Annotated in this window: 21 protein-coding genes; 1 reads left to right on the top strand and 20 read right to left on the bottom strand. The window is 53.1% G+C overall.

Annotated features, from left to right (window positions below; genetic code table 11):
• Nucleotides 1-3: 3 nt before the first annotated feature.
• The 12 genes from secE to IM700_RS19810 all read right to left on the bottom strand — a co-directional run bounded on the left by secE (nucleotide 4) and on the right by IM700_RS19810 (nucleotide 10,665).
• Nucleotides 4-195: a preprotein translocase subunit SecE gene (secE, locus tag IM700_RS19755; RefSeq protein ID WP_009226623.1), complete on the bottom strand. Its 192-nt coding sequence runs from the start codon at nucleotides 193-195 to the stop codon at nucleotides 4-6.
• A 21-nt stretch (nucleotides 196-216) separates the two neighbouring features.
• A complete protein-coding gene (gene rpmG / locus IM700_RS19760; protein ID WP_071784256.1) occupies nucleotides 217-366 on the bottom strand; it encodes a 50S ribosomal protein L33 in 150 nt (49 codons plus the stop codon).
• 397 nt (nucleotides 367-763) lie between these two features.
• Nucleotides 764-1,417 (bottom strand): RNA polymerase sporulation sigma factor SigH, encoded by a 654-nt coding sequence (gene sigH / locus IM700_RS19765; RefSeq protein WP_372491028.1) that lies wholly within the window; start codon nucleotides 1,415-1,417, stop codon nucleotides 764-766.
• A 158-nt stretch (nucleotides 1,418-1,575) separates the two neighbouring features.
• Nucleotides 1,576-2,097, bottom strand: a complete 522-nt coding sequence (locus IM700_RS19770; protein WP_155608368.1) for an NYN domain-containing protein — start codon at nucleotides 2,095-2,097, stop codon at nucleotides 1,576-1,578.
• Between the two features lie 5 nt (nucleotides 2,098-2,102).
• The gene (rlmB, locus tag IM700_RS19775) at nucleotides 2,103-2,855 is read right to left on the bottom strand and encodes a 23S rRNA (guanosine(2251)-2'-O)-methyltransferase RlmB (RefSeq protein WP_193418664.1); all 753 of its coding nucleotides are present in this window, start codon (nucleotides 2,853-2,855) and stop codon (nucleotides 2,103-2,105) included.
• A 31-nt stretch (nucleotides 2,856-2,886) separates the two neighbouring features.
• Entirely contained in the window at nucleotides 2,887-3,267 is a 381-nt protein-coding gene (locus tag IM700_RS19780) for a Mini-ribonuclease 3 (RefSeq protein ID WP_418888797.1), read from the bottom strand.
• Nucleotides 3,268-3,467: 200 nt separating this feature from the next.
• Complete coding sequence (gene cysS, locus IM700_RS19785) at nucleotides 3,468-4,874, bottom strand: cysteine--tRNA ligase (RefSeq protein ID WP_193418662.1); 1,407 nt, start codon at nucleotides 4,872-4,874, stop codon at nucleotides 3,468-3,470.
• Nucleotides 4,875-5,316: 442 nt separating this feature from the next.
• Nucleotides 5,317-5,976, bottom strand: coding sequence for a serine O-acetyltransferase (gene cysE, locus IM700_RS19790; protein WP_193418660.1), 660 nt, complete (start codon nucleotides 5,974-5,976; stop codon nucleotides 5,317-5,319).
• Nucleotides 5,977-6,677: 701 nt separating this feature from the next.
• Nucleotides 6,678-8,138, bottom strand: coding sequence for a glutamate--tRNA ligase (gene gltX, locus IM700_RS19795; protein WP_193418658.1), 1,461 nt, complete (start codon nucleotides 8,136-8,138; stop codon nucleotides 6,678-6,680).
• 56 nt (nucleotides 8,139-8,194) lie between these two features.
• Nucleotides 8,195-8,683: a 2-C-methyl-D-erythritol 2,4-cyclodiphosphate synthase gene (ispF, locus tag IM700_RS19800; RefSeq protein WP_155608363.1), complete on the bottom strand. Its 489-nt coding sequence runs from the start codon at nucleotides 8,681-8,683 to the stop codon at nucleotides 8,195-8,197.
• A gap of 118 nt (nucleotides 8,684-8,801) precedes the next feature.
• Complete coding sequence (ispD, locus tag IM700_RS19805) at nucleotides 8,802-9,500, bottom strand: 2-C-methyl-D-erythritol 4-phosphate cytidylyltransferase (protein WP_193418706.1); 699 nt, start codon at nucleotides 9,498-9,500, stop codon at nucleotides 8,802-8,804.
• Nucleotides 9,501-9,576: 76 nt separating this feature from the next.
• Complete coding sequence (locus tag IM700_RS19810) at nucleotides 9,577-10,665, bottom strand: PIN/TRAM domain-containing protein (protein WP_193418656.1); 1,089 nt, start codon at nucleotides 10,663-10,665, stop codon at nucleotides 9,577-9,579.
• Nucleotides 10,666-10,869: 204 nt separating this feature from the next.
• On the opposite strand from IM700_RS19810, the gene IM700_RS19815 reads away from it, so the two are divergent.
• The gene (locus IM700_RS19815; RefSeq protein ID WP_155608362.1) at nucleotides 10,870-11,265 is read left to right on the top strand and encodes a nucleoside triphosphate pyrophosphohydrolase family protein; all 396 of its coding nucleotides are present in this window, start codon (nucleotides 10,870-10,872) and stop codon (nucleotides 11,263-11,265) included.
• Between the two features lie 94 nt (nucleotides 11,266-11,359).
• Here IM700_RS19815 and pssA read toward each other — a convergent pair whose 3' ends face one another.
• From pssA to IM700_RS19855, 8 genes are all read right to left on the bottom strand, one after another.
• Entirely contained in the window at nucleotides 11,360-12,091 is a 732-nt protein-coding gene (gene pssA / locus IM700_RS19820; protein WP_193418654.1) for a CDP-diacylglycerol--serine O-phosphatidyltransferase, read from the bottom strand.
• Nucleotides 12,092-12,141: 50 nt separating this feature from the next.
• Nucleotides 12,142-13,218, bottom strand: a complete 1,077-nt coding sequence (gene disA / locus IM700_RS19825) for a DNA integrity scanning diadenylate cyclase DisA (RefSeq protein WP_155608360.1) — start codon at nucleotides 13,216-13,218, stop codon at nucleotides 12,142-12,144.
• Nucleotides 13,219-13,229: 11 nt separating this feature from the next.
• Entirely contained in the window at nucleotides 13,230-14,597 is a 1,368-nt protein-coding gene (gene radA, locus IM700_RS19830) for a DNA repair protein RadA (RefSeq protein ID WP_155608359.1), read from the bottom strand.
• A gap of 237 nt (nucleotides 14,598-14,834) precedes the next feature.
• Nucleotides 14,835-17,279 carry an ATP-dependent protease ATP-binding subunit ClpC gene (clpC, locus tag IM700_RS19835; RefSeq protein WP_155608358.1) on the bottom strand — a complete coding sequence of 815 codons (2,445 nt, stop codon included), beginning with the start codon at nucleotides 17,277-17,279 and terminating at the stop codon, nucleotides 14,835-14,837.
• 31 nt (nucleotides 17,280-17,310) lie between these two features.
• Nucleotides 17,311-18,369, bottom strand: coding sequence for a protein arginine kinase (locus IM700_RS19840; RefSeq protein ID WP_193418652.1), 1,059 nt, complete (start codon nucleotides 18,367-18,369; stop codon nucleotides 17,311-17,313).
• A 12-nt stretch (nucleotides 18,370-18,381) separates the two neighbouring features.
• Nucleotides 18,382-18,906, bottom strand: coding sequence for a UvrB/UvrC motif-containing protein (locus IM700_RS19845; protein ID WP_155608357.1), 525 nt, complete (start codon nucleotides 18,904-18,906; stop codon nucleotides 18,382-18,384).
• A gap of 30 nt (nucleotides 18,907-18,936) precedes the next feature.
• Nucleotides 18,937-19,395 (bottom strand): CtsR family transcriptional regulator, encoded by a 459-nt coding sequence (locus tag IM700_RS19850; RefSeq protein WP_193418651.1) that lies wholly within the window; start codon nucleotides 19,393-19,395, stop codon nucleotides 18,937-18,939.
• A 67-nt stretch (nucleotides 19,396-19,462) separates the two neighbouring features.
• Nucleotides 19,463-19,897, bottom strand: a 435-nt coding sequence (locus tag IM700_RS19855) for a hypothetical protein (protein WP_204801186.1), incomplete at its 5' end; no start/stop codon positions are given.

Here is a 19,897-nt window from a genome sequence, read left to right on the forward strand (position 1 = left end):
TTCTTAAATTATCGCTTCGATCACAGCAGAGATGCCGATGTCCAGAACCCAAAAATAAATCGCGACAACGGTAATTGTACCGAGCACAATCAGCGTATAATTAGTCAGCTCTTTACGATTAGGCCAGCGAACCTTTTTAAGCTCAGCCCAGCTCTCAGAGAAAAAAGAAAACAACGACTTAAAACTACGTTTCATGCGCGACTACACCTCCAAAGACTATCTGGTTTCGCGATGAGGAACTTGCTCGTTACAGAACTTGCAAAATTTCTTCATCTCCATGCGGTCGGGGTGGTTACGCTTGTTTTTCGTTGTCGTGTAGTTTCTTTGTTTGCAATTCGTACAAGCCAACGTAATTATTACCCGCATGATGTGCACCTCCCGAAGACATTCTAAATGAGCTGTCTCTATATTGACCTAAATCAAATGTTTGTCACCTAAAAAAGGGAAACACAAAATTAGGCCTACCTAAAACACTTTATCACATGGCACTACCCGTGTCAACGAGACATCAAGCCAACCTCTTCGATTATTTATAGTATAGCTCACGAATTTGGAAGATAAACCCTTGAGAGAGAAATCCGTAGGGGAAACGCTGAAGAGAAGCAAGGGAGAAGAAACGGGATCCGGTCAGTAAATCCGCTTAGTTGCGGCCGTTCTGAATCTTTGGAGTGTCGATATTTTGTGGTAAAAAAAGGGCCTCCTGCAACCAGGCAACCCTTGAGTCTACTTGTTTATGTAAGACCTAATTAAAATGAAAATAAGTTCAAATGCTGCCGTCGCGCACTTCCAGATAACGTTCCAGCTTACGTTTTACGCGCTGCAGGGCATTATCGATCGATTTAACGTGGCGATTCAAATCCACTGCGATTTCCTGATAGGATCTACCGTCCAAATACAGCATCAGCACTTTACGCTCTAGATCACTGAGAATTTCGGACATCTTGTCCTCTAGGCCGGTAAACTCTTCTTGATTAATGATCAACTCTTCCGGATCACTCACCTGAGTGCCGCAAATGACGTCGAGTAACGTCCGATCCGATTCCTCATCGTAGATCGGCTTGTCCAATGAAACGTACGAGTTGAGTGGAATATGCTTCTGCCTCGTTGCCGTCTTAATCGCGGTGATAATTTGGCGCGTGATGCACAACTCCGCGAACGCTTTGAAAGAAGCGAGCTTATCCCCCCGAAAGTCCCGGATCGATTTGTAGAGTCCGATCATACCTTCCTGGATGATGTCTTCGCGATCGGCGCCGATGAGAAAATAAGACCTAGCCTTGGCGCGCACGAAGCTCCGATACTTGTTAATCAAGTACTCCAACGCTTCACTGTCGCCTTCCCGAACCGCCTCGACAATGTCTTCGTCACTTTGGATCTCATAGTCAAACCTTACCCATGTTTCGAGTTTGACACTCACCACAAATCCCTCCGGCCGCAACGCACGGTTCCCCGTCACTCATTCAAGTAATACGAACAGTATATATGAAGGTGCATATTAGCGTCAACCGCAAAAGTACCAAAAGATGTAAAGTCGAACTTTGTCAAGGGCATTTGGTAGCAGAACTTGAGAATGCCCTTTCATTCCCTGCGCCATCGTTCGAACAGCTTACGCTGCTCTGGCGTCAGCTTGGCATCTAGTGTATTGCGGCTAGAATTCGCGCTGCGCTCGGCGATTTTAGCCTGGATTTCCTTCTCGCTTTGCTCCACTTGGATTAAGAGTTCTCGAGCCGATACCCGCAACGCCCCCTGACCAAAAATCACGTGTTGCTCTACCATATCGCTCGTTGCAACATAAATCTGCCGACGACGGTGCTTGAGCTCGCCGACCAGCCGTTCTATACATTCGTCCGCCGTTTCCTTCTCCTTCGTAAAATACATCTCTACCTTGTTTTGGGAATAGGCTTTCCCAAGCCCCGGAACCCGATAAGCATCAAAAACGACGATCACCTTTCTTCCAGAAAAGGCTTGATAATCGGCGAGCCGCTCAAGCAATCTGTCCCTTGCGGCCTGCAGGTCCCGTTTGGACAGTTCGGCCAGTTCAGCCCACCCGCCGATCATGTTGTATCCGTCAACCAATAGCACATCGCGCAAATCGCGCATGGCCTTTATCCTTCAGCGCGTCGTCTGCGCAACACTTCGTACATGATAACCCCGGCGGCGACGGAGGCATTCAGGGAGTTAAGACGACCGTTCATCGGGAGCTTGACCAGAACGTCGCAAGTTTCCCGAACCAGCCGTCCCATGCCTTTGTTCTCATTGCCGATGACGATCGCCACCGGTCCGGTCAGCACGTTGCCGCTGCGATACATCTCTTCTTTTGCACCTACGTCCGTACCGACGATCCATACGCCCGCTTCCTTCAGTTGCTCCATCGTCTGCACCAGATTCGTCACCCGAGCGACGGGGATGTACTCCACGGCCCCTGCCGAGGTTTTGGACACGGTAGCCGTCACGGCTGCCGAGCGGCGTTTAGGGATGATCACCCCATGCACCCCCGTGCATTCGGCCGTCCGCAAAATCGAACCGAGGTTGTGCGGATCCTCGATCTCGTCCAGAATCAGCAAGAACGGGTCTTCGCCGCGTTCCTGCGCGCGGGCCAATAAATCATCCACCTCCGCGTAGGCATACGGGGCAACCTGGGCAACTACGCCCTGATGCTGCAGGCCGGGTGCCATTTGGTCCAGCTTGCGTTTGTCCACGAACTGCACGATGATACCGTGTTTTTTGGCTTCAGCCACGATGGGCTGGGTCAGATGCTTTTGGGCGCCTTCGGCCACCCATATTTTATTGATCGTGCGGCCGGCATGCAGCGCTTCGAGCAGCGAATGTTTGCCGCCGATCCATTCTTGTTCCTCCATCGGAATCCTCCTATGCAATGGTGACGCGTCATTAACCGCGGTCCCGATAATTCTCCAAATCAGCGAATCCTTGGGCGATCAACCTGCGAAGGCGGTCATGCGCTCCAGTGTAATACAGGTACCCCACCAAGCTCTCAAAAGCGGTGGCGAGGCGATAATCCAGCACGTTGGCGTTCTTAGGCACCGTGCCGGACTTGGCGTTGCGCCCTTGGCGGACAACGTCCTTCTCTTCTTCGGTGAGCAGCGGCTCGATCAACTCCAGCAGCCGCGCCTGCGCCTTGGCCGAGACGTACTTCGTCGACTGGCCATGCAGATGGTGGGGCCGCAAATTCGGGCGGGCCATCACATGCTGGCGGACGGCGACCTCATAGACGGCGTCGCCGATGTAGGCGAGGGCCAGCGGCGGCAGCAGCCGGGCGGGCTTGGCGGGCGGGTCGGGGAACCAGAGCGCGGCGGATGTGCCGAGCTCTGAGGCTGCGGCCCCGCCTTCAGGAGCAAGGGGCGGCAGCGCGGCGGCGTTTTGGGACGTTGCGGTCTCTTCGCCGGGAGCCGTCTGCCCTGGCTGCGGCCCGGTCAGCGCCCCTTGCCCTGCGCCTGGCCCGTGCGGCCCGCTCATTTGCGCCGCCATCTCATGCCCTGCGGCGTGTCCTCGAGCACGATGCCCCGGGCGTCCAGCAGGTCGCGGATTTCGTCCGCGCGGGCCCAGTTCTTGGCCTTCCGCGCTTCGGCCCGCTCCGCGATCAGCGCTTCGATCTCTTCGCCGGGCAGTTCAGTCTCCGGCGGCAACGCGATGCGCAGTACGCCGTTCATCTCCTCGAACAGCTTCAGCGCCGCTTCAAGATCCCCACGGCCGGCGACCGGCTGCTGCAGCAGCGTATTGACCTCGCTCACCCATTCGAACACCGCCGTAATTGCGTCCGGCGTGTTGAAGTCATCTTGCATTTTGGCGTGGAACAAAGCGCGGACCGCCTTCAGCTTCTCGGCCCAATCTGGCGTGACCTGCGTATCTCCGCCTTGTGGCGCCGCATTCATCCGATGACGAAGATTGTTTGCGGCATTGCTGATCCGCTCTACACTGCGTTCCGCCTGCTGCATCGTATCTTCCGAGAAGTTCAGTGGGTTGCGATAATGGGTCGACAGCATGAAGTAACGGATGGCTTCCCGCTTGTATAGCGAGCGCAAATCCTTGACAAGTACGCCATTGCCAAGCGATTTGGACATCTTCTCCCCGTCTATGTTGATATATCCGTTATGCATCCAGTAATTCGCCAACGGCTTGCCGGTGGCGGCCTCCGACTGCGCTACCTCGCACTCGTGGTGAGGGAACTGCAGGTCCTGACCCCCGCCGTGAATGTCTAGCGTGTCGCCCAATAGCTGCCGGGACATTGCCGAGCATTCAATATGCCAGCCGGGGCGACCCTCGCCCCATGGACTACTCCAGTGAATTTCGCCGGGCTTGGCCGCTTTCCATAGCACGAAATCCTCCGGATTTTCCTTGCGATCGTCCACGTCAATGCGGATACCGAACTGCAGCTCGCCGATATTTTGTCCGGACAACTTGCCGTATTCCGGGAATTTGTTCGTACGATAGAACACGTCCCCGCCGCTTTCGTAAGCAAATCCCTTTTGCTCCAGGTCGCGGATAAAGTCGATGATCACTTCCATGTTCTCCGTGACCCGCGGGTTGGCCGTGGCGCGCGGAATCCCGAGTCCGTCCAAATCCTCGTAGTAGGCCTTAATGAACATCTCAGCCACTTCGGGTACGGTCAGGTTCATTTCTTCCGCTTTGCGAATCAGTTTATCGTCCACATCTGTAAAGTTTACGACGTAATTTACATCATATTGTTGATTCTCCAGGTAACTGCGCACCACGTCAAAAAAGATCATCGGCCGCGCGTTCCCAATATGAATATAACCGTAGACGGTAGGTCCGCAAACATACATCTTCACTTTTCCGGGCGTCAGGCTGACGAACTCTTCCTTGGCGCGGGTTAAGGTGTTATAAATCTGCAATCCCATACTGCATTTTCCTTCCTTAGTAAGGTAGTTTTCAAATTGGCTTCCCATCACGAAGTATTTCAAGGGAGTGGACTCGGCGTCGAATCTTGAATTCAGTCGGTCGCTCCGCTACTCCCTCGATTCTTGAATTCATTCGGTCGCTGTCGACCGCTAACGGACCTCAGAGACGCTATTCTCCCATTTCCCAGGGATTTCCCGATTTAACGGACTCCATTGACCTTATTTCGCCCAATTCATATGCTAAGTCGCTGATCCAGGGCAAATAACGTCACCTCAGTCCGTTACAATGGAGACCGCTGGTAATCCAACAACATTAACGTCTCTGGAGTCCGTTATACTCGGAAACCACGATCGCATAACCGACTATATCAAGGGACCTCAAGTTCCGCTGTCCCGCCGGTCGTCCAGACTCCTCGCATAAAGATTTTCGCCTAGCAGTAGCTCACAGCTCACTCGGCTGCTTATCGCGAAGCCGCCCCCTGAGCTCGAGGACCTCGCCTCGCAGTTGTTCGATCTCGCGCTGCATCTCGCGCATCGCGTCAACCATCGGATCGGGCAGTTGATGGCTGAGGCGGTCCAGGCGTTTTCCGTCCTGGCGAACCACTTTGCCCGGGATGCCAACCACGGTGCTGCCGGTAGGCACCTCTTTCAGGACAACCGAGTTTGCTCCGATGTTCGCTTGGTCTCCGATCTTAAACGAACCAAGCACCTTTGCCCCCGACCCGATAACGACATTGTTGCCGACGGTCGGGTGGCGCTTGCCCTTTTCCTTACCGCTGCCGCCCAATGTGACTCCCTGATAGATAACCACATCGTCCCCGATTTCGCAAGTTTCCCCAATCACAACGCCCATCCCGTGGTCGATGAACAGCCGATTGCCGATCCGCGCTCCCGGATGGATCTCGATGCCGGTGAAAAACCGGCTGATCTGCGAAATCGTACGTGCAGCGGTATACCAGCGGCGGCGGTAAAAAAAGTGCGCAATCCGGTGACTCCAAATCGCATGCAGACCGGAATAGGTAAAGATCACTTCGAACCAGCTTCGTGCTGCCGGGTCGTTGTCGAACACCGCCTGGATATCGGATCGGATTCTTTTGAACATAGTTTCCCCCCACCTTCTATTCCTATCGCATACGGACAGATCCAATCAAAAAAGGCGCCCCTGCAGCTTTCGCTACAGAGACGCCTAACGACGCGGTTCCACTCTGCCTTGGATGAGCCAGCCTCGATAAAAAAGCCGACTCCTCCCTCTCAAGATCCTTAACGCGGACGAAACGGCGAAAGCTACTTCGCCTCTCTAGGCGAGTTCGCATTCGCGGCTCCCGGGTGCATTTCCGCCAGCGCGTATCCGGATAACTTCCAGCCTGGTAACTTCTTTGCGCGGTCCGCACCGAAGGGTCCCGGTTATCCTCTCTGGACGATACGGCTGATCGCGTACTTCTCCCGATCTATGCCGGTGGCATTAAGGCGGCTAATGGCCGCCAGTCATCTAGTTGTAAGGTATTCCTGCCTATATATTACCTAATGGACGGCCTACTGACAATGGTACCCGAAAAAAATACGTACCTAACACTTATATCAAACGCTATCTGGGCGAAAAGGGCACTTGCTCTGCGCTAACGCTTACCTGCAACCTTATCCCCTTATTTTATCAACGAAAAGGGGAGGAATCGTCCCTATAAGCATACAGACAAGCGTTAGAAATGAAACAAGCCTCTTTTTCCAAAAATAAGCTTCCTGGCAAGCGTTAGCATAAGTACGAGCCTCAGACACTTTATCCCTGCGTCCAGTGACCCCGCCGCCTTACAAAGCAGCGATACGCGACTTCAACCGATCGATGACTTTGTCCTGTCCAAGCAGATAAATCGTCTGGTTCAAGTCGCGGCCATGCATCTGTCCGGTCAACGCCACGCGAATCGGCATGAATAGACCTTTGCCCTTGCTGCCCGTTTCCTTCTGTACCTCTTTGATCGAGGCGCCGATGTTCTCCACGCTGAATTCGGCAAGGCCTTCAATCTTCGCCAAAAACGCGGCAAGCACGGTCGGCACCTGCGGCTCCGCCAACACGGCGGCACCTTCTTCGTCTAACGCCGGCTCGTTGCGGAAGAACATCTCCGACAACTCCACAATATCGGAAGCCGCGGTCATTTGCTCTTGGTACAACGCGACGAGCGCCCCGGCCCATGCCTGCAGCTCCGGCGACAGCTCGACTGGAAGCTTGCCGGCCCGTTGCAAATGCGGGATGGCCAACGACGCAATCCGCTGCGGATCGGCGTTCTTGATATAGTGGTTGTTCAAATGGGCCAGCTTGTTCGTATCGAACACGGCCGGACTACGCGACAAGCGATTTGCGTCAAAGATCGAAATCAATTCATCCTTGCTGAAAATCTCTTCTTCTCCTTCCGGCGACCAGCCGAGCAGGGCGATAAAGTTAAACATCGCTTCCGGCAGATAACCAAGCTGATCATATTGCTCGATAAATTGAATCACCGATTCGTCGCGTTTGCTCAGCTTTTTGTGGTTCTCCCCAACGATCAAAGTCATATGGCCAAATACCGGCGGCTCCCAGCCAAACGCATCGTAGATCATGAGCTGACGCGGCGTATTGGACACATGGTCCTCTCCACGCAATACATGGGTAATGTTCATCAGATGATCGTCCAGTACGACCGCGAAGTTGTAGGTGGGGATTCCGTCTTTTTTCACGATAACAAAATCACCGCTAACCTCGGACTCGAACGAGATCGGTCCTTTGACCAGATCGTCAAATGTAAACGTACGGCCTTCCGGAACGCGGAAGCGAATGCTGTACTGACGGCCTTCAGCGTCAAACGCAGCTAGCTGCTTAGGCGTCAAGTGACGGCACTTCCCGGAATACCGAGGGGTTTCGCCGCGAGCCATTTGCTCTTCCCGCTCCTTCTCCAGCTCCTCTTCCGTACAATAGCAACGATACGCCAGACCCCGGTCCAACAAGTCCTGTACCAGTGGACGGTACAAATCTAGACGCTCCGTCTGCCGGTACGGCCCGTAGTTCCCGCCGACGTCCACGCTTTCGTCCCAATCCATGCCTAACCACTTGAGGTAGGTCAGTTGGTTTTCCTCGCCACCGGCCACGTTGCGCTTCACGTCCGTATCCTCGATGCGGATAATGAATTTCCCCCCGTGATGTCTAGCAAATAAATAATTGAACAACGCCGTTCTGGCGTTCCCGATATGTAAATGACCCGTCGGACTTGGCGCATAACGCACGCGGACTTCAGCCATTTCAATCCCTCCCTAAATTGCAATTCTTCATGGTATGAAAAAAAGCTCGATGCAAGTTACGATGATAGCACATTCTGCACAAGACACACAATGCATTGTGCCGCAATCCCTTCGCCGCGTCCGGTAAACCCGAGCTGTTCCGTGGTGGTGGCTTTCACATTGACGAGCTCCGGCTCCGTCCCCAGGGTACGAGCAATGACCTCAACCATTTGCGGAATGTATGGGGCCATCTTCGGCTTTTGCGCGATAATCGTTGCGTCCAGGTTGCCGAGACGGTAACCTTTCTCAACCGCCATGTCCCACACCCGCTGCAACAGAACTACGCTATCCGCATCTTTGAACGCCGGATCGGTGTCCGGGAAATGACGCCCGATATCTCCGAGACCTATCGCACCCAAAATCGCGTCACTGATCGTATGCAGCAACACGTCGGCATCGGAGTGTCCCAGCAATCCTTTCTCATAAGGTATATGCACCCCGCCGATGATACACGGCCTGCCCTCCACGAGCTGATGCACGTCGAAGCCTTGTCCTACTCTAAACATCCTTCCCATCCTCTCCCAGTCATCTTTTATTCACGAAGTAACTCGAGGAAGTCTTTCGACGTCGAATCTTGAATTCAGTCGATCGCTCCGTTGCTCACGTAGGACTACCTACGCTCCGCTACTCCCTCTTCACCCGGATAAACTCCGCATAACCCAGATCCTCGGGTGTCGTGATCTTAATATTGTCGTAAGCCCCTTCCACCAGCTTAACGGAGATGCTCAACCGTTCGACCAACATCGCGTCGTCGGTGCCGACGAATTCATCCTCCGCAGCCCGCTCATGGGCTGCCAGCAGGTCAGCGCGACGAAAAGCCTGCGGCGTCTGAATCGCCCACAGACTCCGCCGGTCCAGTGTTGCCGCGACCCATCCCTGTTCGTCCGCCAGTTTGATCGTATCCTTCACGGGTACGGCGAGCACGGCGGCTCCATACGTTCTGGCCGCTTCACAACAAGCCGTAATCTGTTCTCTCGTGACAAAAGGGCGGACACCGTCATGCACCAGTACCCAAGGTGTGCTGAGAGACAGCAATCCTTGGCGCACCGAGTGTTGACGTTCAGCCCCGCCCGGAATAACTTGTATTTGCTCGGCCATGCCATACTCGGCAATCCATGACCGGCACCGGTCCACATCCTGTTCCCCGGTGACAAGCACGATTTGCGAAATCGACGGATGACGGTGAAAAACCTCCAGTGTATGGATAAAGATCGGCTTGCCGTCCAGCATAAGATACTGCTTGCTTTCCACCGTTCCCATACGCGTACCGCGGCCTGCCGCCACCACGATGACTCCCGTATCGCCGCTTGCTTGTAAACCCATCATGTTCTGCCTCACCTTTGTCCGGAATTCACCCGCGCCGCGGCCAGCGCAGCGTAGTTAATCCCATCATACCGAATTACTGCGCTTTTTCCAACAGTTTTGGCTTGGCAAAAATCATTCGTCCCGCCGAAGTCTGCAGCACGCTCGTGACCAGCACCTCCGTAATGGTGCCGATGTAATCGCGTCCGCCTTCCACGACGATCATCGTTCCGTCATCCAAATAAGCGACACCTTGTCCATGCTCCTTGCCGTCCTTGATCACCTGGACCATAATTTCCTCGCCAGGCAGCACGACCGGCTTGACCGCATTGGCCAAATCGTTGATGTTCAGCACGGATACGCCCTGCAGCTCGCACACCTTGTTCAGGTTGAAGTCGTTGGTCACCACTTTCCCCTGCAGGACTTTCGCCAGCTTGACCAGTTTGCTGTCGACCTCGGAGATTTCCTCGAAATCCCCTTCATAGATCATGACTTTGACGTCCAGCTCTTTCTGGATCTTGTTCAAAATATCCAGTCCCCGCCGCCCACGGTTCCGCTTGAGCAGATCCGAGGAATCGGCGATATGCTGCAACTCCTCCAGCACGAATTCCGGAATAACGATCGTCCCTTCAATGAAGCCGGTTTTGCAGATGTCAGCGATCCGCCCGTCGATAATGACGCTGGTATCCAAAATTTTGTGTTCCTCCGCCCAACGCTCCTCTTCCGGAACGGACGCTCCCCATTTGCCGGATTTCCAAAGTGAGGACAGCTCTTCCTTCTTGGCCAGTCCGACGTATAGCCCAATGTAGCCAAACAACGCCGATACTGCGAATTGAGCCATGCTCTCCAGCGTACCGAGCCAGGACAGCAGGGGATAGACCGTTAAGGAAAGAAGAAGTCCCGCAGTCAAACCGGCCGCACCGGCAGCCATTTCATTCATCGGAATCCGCGTCAAAGCGGAAATCCACGATTTCACTCTGGAAGAAACGACGTCTGCAGCCAAGGAGAACAGGAACAAGAACAGTAGCGCGCCGGCTGCGGCCCAGATCAAATTTGCCGCGATCGGGTTCATTTCACGAAACCAGTCACTGGCGGCACCCGGTAGCACACCGGACACACCGCCGGTCGTGTAACCGAACCAAGCCCCGCATAAACCGGCTAGAATCATTAAGTATTTTTTCAGCACGTCTCTCTTCACCTCCTAGTTAAGTATCTTCTTTAGCCAGTATGAACCAATTTGGAGGCGCATAATCCGTGGATGATAACTTTTTTACCAAAAAATAACCAATCCATATTCAAACACAGCCCTTGGCTATGGGATTTCAGGTTGATCTTGGAGGAAAAGGTGGAATATAATGAATTCAATTCATAATATTGAGGTGGATGGAAAATGAGCGCACCAAGCCTTCAGTCTTTTCAAGAACAAGTTTCTGAATTGTTGCTCCGTCACCGCAGCCTGTTGGACGTCATGTCGAAGATGGGACAAACCAACGCCGCTGCTGTCCGTTCCGTGACCAAATCGGTAACCGAATGCGGTTGCATCGAGCTGCATGCCACCAAACAAGACTTCGAGCCTGGCATGGATTTGCAACACGCCAAAGAAACGATCGCCAAGCATGTTCATGGCGAACTGTGCGAAAATTGCCGGGATGCGATTACGAATGAGCTTGGACGTAACCTTTTCTATATGTCCGCCCTTTGCAATCTGCTGGGGATCAATATGGAGGAAATCGTGGAGCGCGAGTCGCAGAAATGCGCTACGCTGGGGTTATTCAACTTATCGTAAACGTAAATGTTAATGTGTATATCAAAAAGGCATCGATCCATTCCGCCCGCGGGAGATCCATGCCTTTTTCGTATAGTTATAGGGTTATTCGTTCTTAACGCTTCGGACGAAACATTTCCTGGGCATCGGCATCCTCGTCCTGATGTTTACGGCGAAGCAACCGATTGATGTTCTGACGTAAACCGTAAACTGCGTAAATGACCAAGGGGATAAAAATAAGCTTCGCCATCTGATCCGGAAATACGACGGCGATAACCACTGCAAAGATCACGACAAGCGGCGTATACGCGATCGTCTTTTTCGGCAGACCGATTTTCTTGAAATTCGGATATCTGACCGTACTGATCATCAAATACGATAACAGCAGCATGGACACGATGAAATAAGGCGCCGATATTTCTCTGTAAAACAGCGACAGCGTGGCCAGAACTCCGCCTGCAGCCGGAATCGGCAAACCAATGAAGTAACCCGGAGCTCCCTTCTGAACATTAAACCGGGCGAGTCGCAGCGCTCCGCACATCGGAAAAATGATCGTAACGGCCCAAGCAACACCGGAAGGAACGCTGTGAAATGAGATCAAGTACATAATGAGTGCCGGAGCGATACCAAATGAAATTAGATCTGATAATGAATCGAGTTCCTTCCCGAACTCGCTTTGAGCGTTCAGCGCACGAGCGACCCGTCCATCCAAACCATCGAGCAGCATAGCGACAATTACCATGATGGCGGCCAGGCTGAAGCGGCCTTCCATTGCCAGCATGATGGCCAGCATTCCGAGAACCATGTTTCCTAACGTAAACAGGTTCGGAATCGATTTCGTTATCATCTCTTCACCTCGAGTAGATATTCCTGAACCATTCATTGATGATAGGTGATTTAAATTTGTCTGTCAATGAATACCTGTTCCTGAAGACGTTTGAGCCCTTCTTTGATGGAACGGGCGCGCACCTCACCAATACCGTCAACCTCATCCAGCTCCTCGATGCTGGCCATCATCACGTTCGGCAAGCAGTCAAAGCGTTCGACCAGATTGTGAATGATGACATTCGGTAAGCGGGGGATTTTGTTCAAGACACGGTACCCGCGTGGTGCTATCAATTCCTCCGAAGTCGCGGCTGAGGAAGGATAACCTAAGAGCTTGGTAATGTGATTGTCGTCCAGCAGCTCATCGTCGGTGGAACGTTTGAGTCCCATAATAATTTCTCGGATCGCTTCGTCCTGATCCTCTTTGGCATAATCTTTGTATAAGAGCCATGCTTCTTCTTCCATGTTGCTGACCAGTTCCTCCATCTGCATGCTGATCAGCCGCCCTTCCGTACCTAATTCATTGATGAATCGCTTGATCTCCATCTTGATCCGGATCACCATCTCCACCCGCTGGATCACATTGATCACCTCAGGCAAGGAGACCAGCTCTTCAAATTCGGAGGCCGTTAAATTCGTTAAGGCTTGATTCAAGACAGACCGGTATTTCTCCAGCGTCTGAATCGCCTGGTTGGCTTTGGTCAGGATGACGCCAATTTCCTTCAGAGCGTACCGTAATCCCCCTTGGTAAAGGGTGATGATGTTACGGCGCTGGGAGATAGAGACGACCAGCTTGCCCGTCTGTTTGGCCACCCGTTCCGCGGTACGGTGGCGAATGCCCGTTTCAGAGGATGCGATCGAGGAGTCCGGGATGAGCTGTGTATTTGCATACAAAATCCGTTTCAAATCCTCGCTAAGGATGATCGCCCCGTCCATTTTGGCCAGCTCATAGAGATAGTTTGGGGAGAAATCACAGTTGATGGAGAAGCCCCCCTCGACGACCTCCATCACCTCCGGGCTGTAACCGACGACGATCAGGCCCCCGGTCTTAGCCCGCAGCACGTTTTCAAGGCCGTCGCGAAAAGCCGTCCCCGGCGCAACAAGCCTCAACAAATCGTTCATTTTCTCTGCTTGGGTAGTTTCCTTCATCTCAATGCCCCCTAATCTAACGCAACAGCTAGCGCATCTGCAACGGTATTTACGCCAATCAATTGAATCTCTTGCGGTCCCTTCCACCCCTTCATGCTTTTCTCCGGCAAAATCACCCGTTTAAAGCCGAGCTTGGCCGCTTCCTTTACGCGCTGCTCCGCCCGGGAGACCGCCCGAACTTCGCCGGTCAAGCCAACTTCTCCGAAAAACACATCGTACGGCTTGGTCGGCAGGTCACGGAAGCTGGAAGCGACGCTAACCGCAATCGCTAAATCGACCGCCGGTTCGTCCAGCTTCACTCCACCAGCCAGGTTGACGTAAGCGTCCTGATTTTGCAGGAATAGGCCCATTCGCTTCTCGAGCACCGCAAGGATCAAGTTCATCCGCTGATAGTCCACGCCGGTTGCCATCCGTCTTGGTGAAGGGAAATGGGTGGCCGCGATCAAGGCTTGCAGTTCGACCAGCATCGGGCGCGTCCCCTCCATACTGGCGACGACGGTGGAACCCGCCACGCCGAGCGGGCGTTCGGATAGAAACAGCTCCGACGGATTCGCCACCTCCGCCAGTCCGGATTCGTTCATCTCAAAAATCCCAATTTCGTTGGTCGAACCAAAGCGATTCTTAACCGCCCGTAGGAGCCGGTAGGAATGATGACGTTCACCTTCGAAATACAGTACGCAGTCGACCATATGCTCCAGCATACGAGGTCCGGCGATAGCCCCCTCTTTGGTCACGTGACCGACTAGTACCGTAGCGATCCCCTGCCCTTTGGCTATTCGCATAAACCGCGCCGTACATTCACGTACCTGCGATACGCTGCCGGGGGCACTGGTAACTTCGGGCAAATAGACCGTTTGGATCGAATCGATCACCAAAAAATCGGGTTTTACTTCGTCGATCGCTTCTTCAATTCCGTCCATACTGCTCTCACACAAAACGAATAACTCCGGGGACAATGTCCCGAGCCGCTCCGCCCGCAGCTTCGTCTGACGAACGGATTCCTCGCCTGAGATATACAGAACCTTCAGACCAGAGCGGGCCATTTCATGTGAAGTTTGCAGCAGCAAAGTCGACTTGCCGATCCCGGGGTCCCCACCGACCAGGACCAGTGAGCCCGGCACAACGCCGCCGCCGAGTACTCGATTCAGTTCCCCGATCCCCGTTTGGATCCGCGGTTCTTTGCCGCTCTCTATATTTATGATTGACTGCGGCTTTTCTTTCGCATGAAATATCCCGGAATTCATCCCTTGCGTTTTGACGGTTTTCTCCACTTCTTCCACCATGGAGTTCCACGCGCCGCACCCCGGGCATTTTCCGTACCATTTAGGCGATTCATAACCGCATTCGGAGCAGAAAAACTTATGTTTTACTTTAACCATTTATCTCACCTTCTCGCCACTGCAAAATTTGACAGACCTAGCCGACACCGTATTCGTCATGGTACCTAAAATTTTACCATCCTTTCGGGTTTATCGAAAGTGATCCGAGCGCTGCCGCCAGGAGTGGCGGGATAAAAAAAGCAGCTTCCAAAGCATCGCCTTGGAAGCTGCCTTTAACTTATTTCATCGGCTTAAACGTTACGGATTTGTAGGATTTACCAACATTTTTTATTCGCGTTACGCATTTTTTACGTAAGTTCCCGTACGCTCCACCTTCAGGGCGCCGTTCTCTTCGTCGATGGTTAGCGAGTCGCCCTTCTTGACGTTACCGGTCAACAGCTCCTCGGACAAACGGTCTTCGATATGCTTCTGGATCGCCCGACGCAGCGGACGTGCTCCATACGCAGGATCGTAGCCCTCTTTAGCCAGGAACTCCTTCGCCTTATCCGTCAAGGTAAAGTCGACGTCATATTCGCGCAGGCGTTTACGCAATTCTTCGGCCATGAGCGTGACGATTTGGCCGATATGCGCTTCCTCGAGCGAATGGAAAACGATGATCTCATCGATCCGGTTGAGGAATTCGGGACGGAAGCTCTTCTTCAGCTCTTCCATCACTTTGCCCTTCATGTTGTCGTAATCCGCACCGGAATCTTGCACGGCGGTGAAGCCAAGACGCGTATTTCGTTTGATGGCTTCGGCGCCGACATTTGAGGTCAAGATGATCAGCGTATTACGGAAATCGACTACGCGGCCTTTGGAGTCGGTCAATCGGCCATCCTCCAATACCTGCAGCAGAATGTTAAACACTTCCGGATGTGCCTTCTCGATTTCATCCAGCAGAACAACGGAATACGGTTTGCGGCGAACCTTCTCGGTCAGTTGCCCGCCTTCTTCGTACCCGACATATCCTGGAGGCGCACCAACGAGTCGCGCCGTGGAGTGTTTCTCCATGTACTCGGACATGTCAATGCGGATTACGGCGTTTTCGTCGCCGAACATCGCTTCCGCCAATGCGCGGGCCAGCTCCGTTTTACCAACCCCCGTAGGACCTAAGAAGATGAAGGAGCCCATCGGACGTTTTGGATCCTTGAGGCCTGCGCGCGCCCGGCGGATTGCCCGGCTGACCGCCTTAACTGCTTCTTCTTGACCGATTACGCGCTCATGCAGGATACTCTCCATATTGAGCAGGCGTTCGGTTTCTTCTTCCTTCAGCTTGTTGACCGGAATCCCCGTCCAGCTGGCGACCACCTGGGCGATATCCTCTGGCGTCACTTCGGAATCGGTGCGTCCTTGTTTTTCTTTCCATTGATTTTTGGTGATATCCAGCTCTTCCCGGATCTTCTGCTCCGTATCGCGCAGCGCAGCCGCTTTCTCAAATTCCTGGCTTTGCACCGCAGCGTCCTTCTCCTTACGGATATCATCCAGACGGCTCTCCAGTTGCTTCAGATTCGGCGGTACCGTATACGAGTTCAGCCTTACCTTCGAACCCGCCTCGTCGATCAGGTCAATCGCTTTATCCGGCAGGAACCGGTCTTGAATATAACGGTCGGACAATTTAACTGCCTGCTCGATCGCCTCGTCGGTGATTTTCACCCGATGATGCGCTTCGTAACGATCGCGCAACCCGTGCAGGATGAGAATCGCTTCATCCACCGATGGCTGATCCACCGTGATCGGTTGGAACCGACGTTCCAGTGCCGCGTCTTTCTCAATATATTTCCGATATTCGTCGAGCGTGGTAGCGCCGATGCATTGCAGCTCGCCGCGGGCCAGCGCTGGCTTCAAGATATTCGAAGCGTCGATCGCGCCCTCCGCGCCGCCAGCCCCGATCAGGGTGTGCAATTCATCGATAAAGAGGATGATATTGCCGGCCTGACGAATTTCGTCCATGATTTTTTTCAAGCGGTCCTCAAATTCGCCGCGGTATTTCGTACCGGCAACGACGGAGCCCATATCCAGCGTCATCACGCGTTTGTCGCGTAGCGTCTCTGGAATTTCGTTATTGATGATCTTTTGTGCAAGACCTTCGGCGATGGCCGTTTTCCCGACGCCAGGTTCCCCGATTAGCACCGGATTGTTCTTCGTCCGGCGGCTCAGCACCTGAATCACCCGTTCAATCTCTTTGCTGCGGCCGATGACCGGATCCAAATTGCCCTCTTTGGCCGAAGCCGTCAAGTCGCGAGCCAAGCTGTCCAGTGTCGGCGTGTTCACGTTAGTTGGGGTTCCATGATGACTGGACACCGCTTCGCTGCTGCCCAGCAACTGCAGCACTTGTTGGCGCGCCTTGTTCAGGCTGATGCCGAGGTTATTCAGTACACGGGCGGCTACGCCTTCCCCTTCACGAATCAGGCCGAGCAAAATATGCTCCGTGCCGACATAAGTATGGCCGAGCTTACGCGCTTCATCCATGGACAGCTCGATGACCTTTTTGGCGCGCGGCGTATAAGCGATATTGGTCGGTTGTTCCTGTCCACGGCCGATCAGCGTTTCCACTTCGTCTTGTATTTTCTCGAGTCCCAGACCCAATCCGATCAGCGCCTTGGCGGCAATGCCTTCACCTTCACGGATCAATCCGAGCAGCACATGTTCCGTCCCGATATTGTTATGTCCCAGCCTTACGGCTTCTTCCTGGGCCAACGCCAGTACCTTTTGGGCACGTTCCGTAAATCTTCCAAACATCATCTTCTCCTACACCTCCATAGTAGTCCTCTCGTTATTTCCCCATGCGCTCTCGAATGAGTCTAGCGCGGTACATATCCCTTTCCCCCGGGGACATACTGCCACTGAATTTTTTTTGCAAAAATCCAGGCTGCGTCAGCACGTTCAGTTCATTGAGCGCCTGCGCCGACACGCCTTCGATAATCCCCAAGTCTACGCCAAGCCGGACATCAGATAACCGCTGAGCGGCTTCCTTCGAGTCGATGATGTACGCCTGTGACAATATTCCGTAAGAACGCATGACCCGGTCCATCATCCGCAGGCGTGATTCGCCGATCAGCTTTTCTCTTGCCGTCTTCTCATGCTGAATGATCTGCAGCACCACGCCATATAAATTTTCGATGATCTCAGCTTCACTTTGTCCTAGTGTAATCTGATTTGAGATTTGAAACAAGTTGCCCATGGCCTCGCTGCCTTCGCCGTAGATCCCTCGGACGGTTAAACCGACCTGCGATACCGCGGATAAAATGCGGCCGATCTGCTGTGTCAGTGCCAAGGCCGGCAAATGCATCATGACTGAAGCGCGAAGCCCCGTACCCACATTCGTCGGACAACTGGTTAGGTAACCCCGACGATCGTCAAAAGCGTAATCCACATGCGATTCAAAAATGTCGTCGATCGCCGTCGCATTTTCCCAAGCCTCTTGGACTTGCAGACCCGGATACAGACACTGGATGCGCAAATGATCCTCTTCATTAACCATGATGCTGAGGCTTTCATCTTCGCTAATGAAGACCGCCCCATTTCTGGAGTCGTTCGCTAAGTTGGGACTGATCAAGTGCTTCTCAACCAGCACCCGCTTATCCAGTTCATCCAAGTCCGCAAGGAGGATCGGGTACAGTTGGCCTTGAGCCTGAAGCTGTTCGTCGTCCAGAACCTCCTGAAGCAGCTTCAGCACCTCCTCCGATTGCGTGTTGGTGGCCAACATCGGGAAGGGTTGATGAAGCACGTTGCGGGCGATCCGTACCCGGCTGCTCATCACGATATCCGACTCTTTGCCTTCTTGGCTCATCCATTCGCTAAGCGGCTGTTCAGTAAAACGGAGATTGGTCACCCTGCATCCCTCCTACTCTGCGGATATGTTCTTCTCAAGCTCGCGAATTTGGTCCCGCAGCGCCGCAGCCTCCTCAAATTCCTCCTGGAGGATCCGGTACTGCAGCTCACGGCGGAGATCATCGAGCTTACGCTTCACTTGAATGTGACCGCCGGTCCGTTTCGGGACTTTCCCGACGTGGACGGTATTCCCATGCACTTTCTTAAACAAAGGATCCAGACGATCGTTAAAATATTTGTAGCACGAGCTGCATCCAAAACGTCCGATTTTGCTAAACTGGGAATACGTCATGCCGCATTCTTCGCAGCGCAGATGTTCTGGCGTACTAGGCCCGGAAACTTGACCTTTGTTCGACGGACTCAAATCGAGAAAGCCCGATAGCAGGTTATGAATCGAAAAGCCACCCGAAGTGCCGGGAATCAGCTCCCCTTTTTCCCTGGCGCAACTTTCACAGAAATGAAACTCCGTCTTCTCGCCATTGACGATCTTCGTAAAATGCAAGGTTGCCGGGCGTTTGCCGCATTCTTGGCATTGCATCGCACGTCCCTCCTTACGGGATAGATGTTGCTAACTCAACAAAGAGATTAACATCGCTTTCATCATCCTAGCCCGGATCTGGTCGCGAAAGGGCAGCTTAATCGCCAACACTTCGCGAGATACCGCCGAGCGCATTAAAGCGGCCTCCCGAGGGGTCAAAAAGCGGGCTTCCTCCAGGCGATAAATCAACCCTTCCGCCGCGGATTGCCCGATCTCGTCACCGATCGTTTCATGCAAATGCGTGTGCAGCGACGTTGGACCAGGCAGTTGAATTCGCCGAATCCGAACGTAACCGCCGCCGCCGCGTTTGCTCTCGACCAGGTACCCTTTCTCCAGAGTAAAGCGGGTGCTGATAACATAATTGATTTGCGACGGCACGCAGGAAAATTGGTCGGCAAGTTCGTTACGCTGAATCTCTATAGTCCCCTCCGGACTTTCATGCAAAATACTCTTGAGATATTTCTCAATGATATCGGAGATATTACGCATCACTCATCCTCCATTATTCCACACGTGAATCTCTTGTTGCGACTTTGCGGTATTTCATTCTTGCTCGTCAAGTCCCCTCAAAATAAACGATTTCCGTTTGTAGTTGACTTTGACTTTCTTTGACTTTATCAACATTATACCATAATTTAATGATTTGCCAAGGGGGATGCGTTGTCCTTTTCAGTGTGGGCGTGTGAGGTGGAAAATATTCGTGGTTAAGCGTATGAGAAAACCGTCCGGTTGGTGCCGAACGGTTTAGAATTTGGAGCGTGTTACAGGATACATACGGGTAAGTCACCTCTTCGCTAATTCCTGCAAAAATACAGTTATTCGAGAAGCTAACTGCCGATTTATCAAAATACCTGCAAAAGTGCAGGCTTTTGAGGCCCAAGCGCCTCATATACACCGAATCGAAAAAAATAACCTGCACTTTTGCAGGCTTTCGCCCATGACGAGCGACTTTCTCGAAAATAACTGCACTATTGCAGTTTTTCCTCGGGAG

The organism is Paenibacillus rhizolycopersici, assembly GCF_014947195.2.
Lineage (GTDB): Bacteria > Bacillota > Bacilli > Paenibacillales > Paenibacillaceae > Fontibacillus > Fontibacillus rhizolycopersici.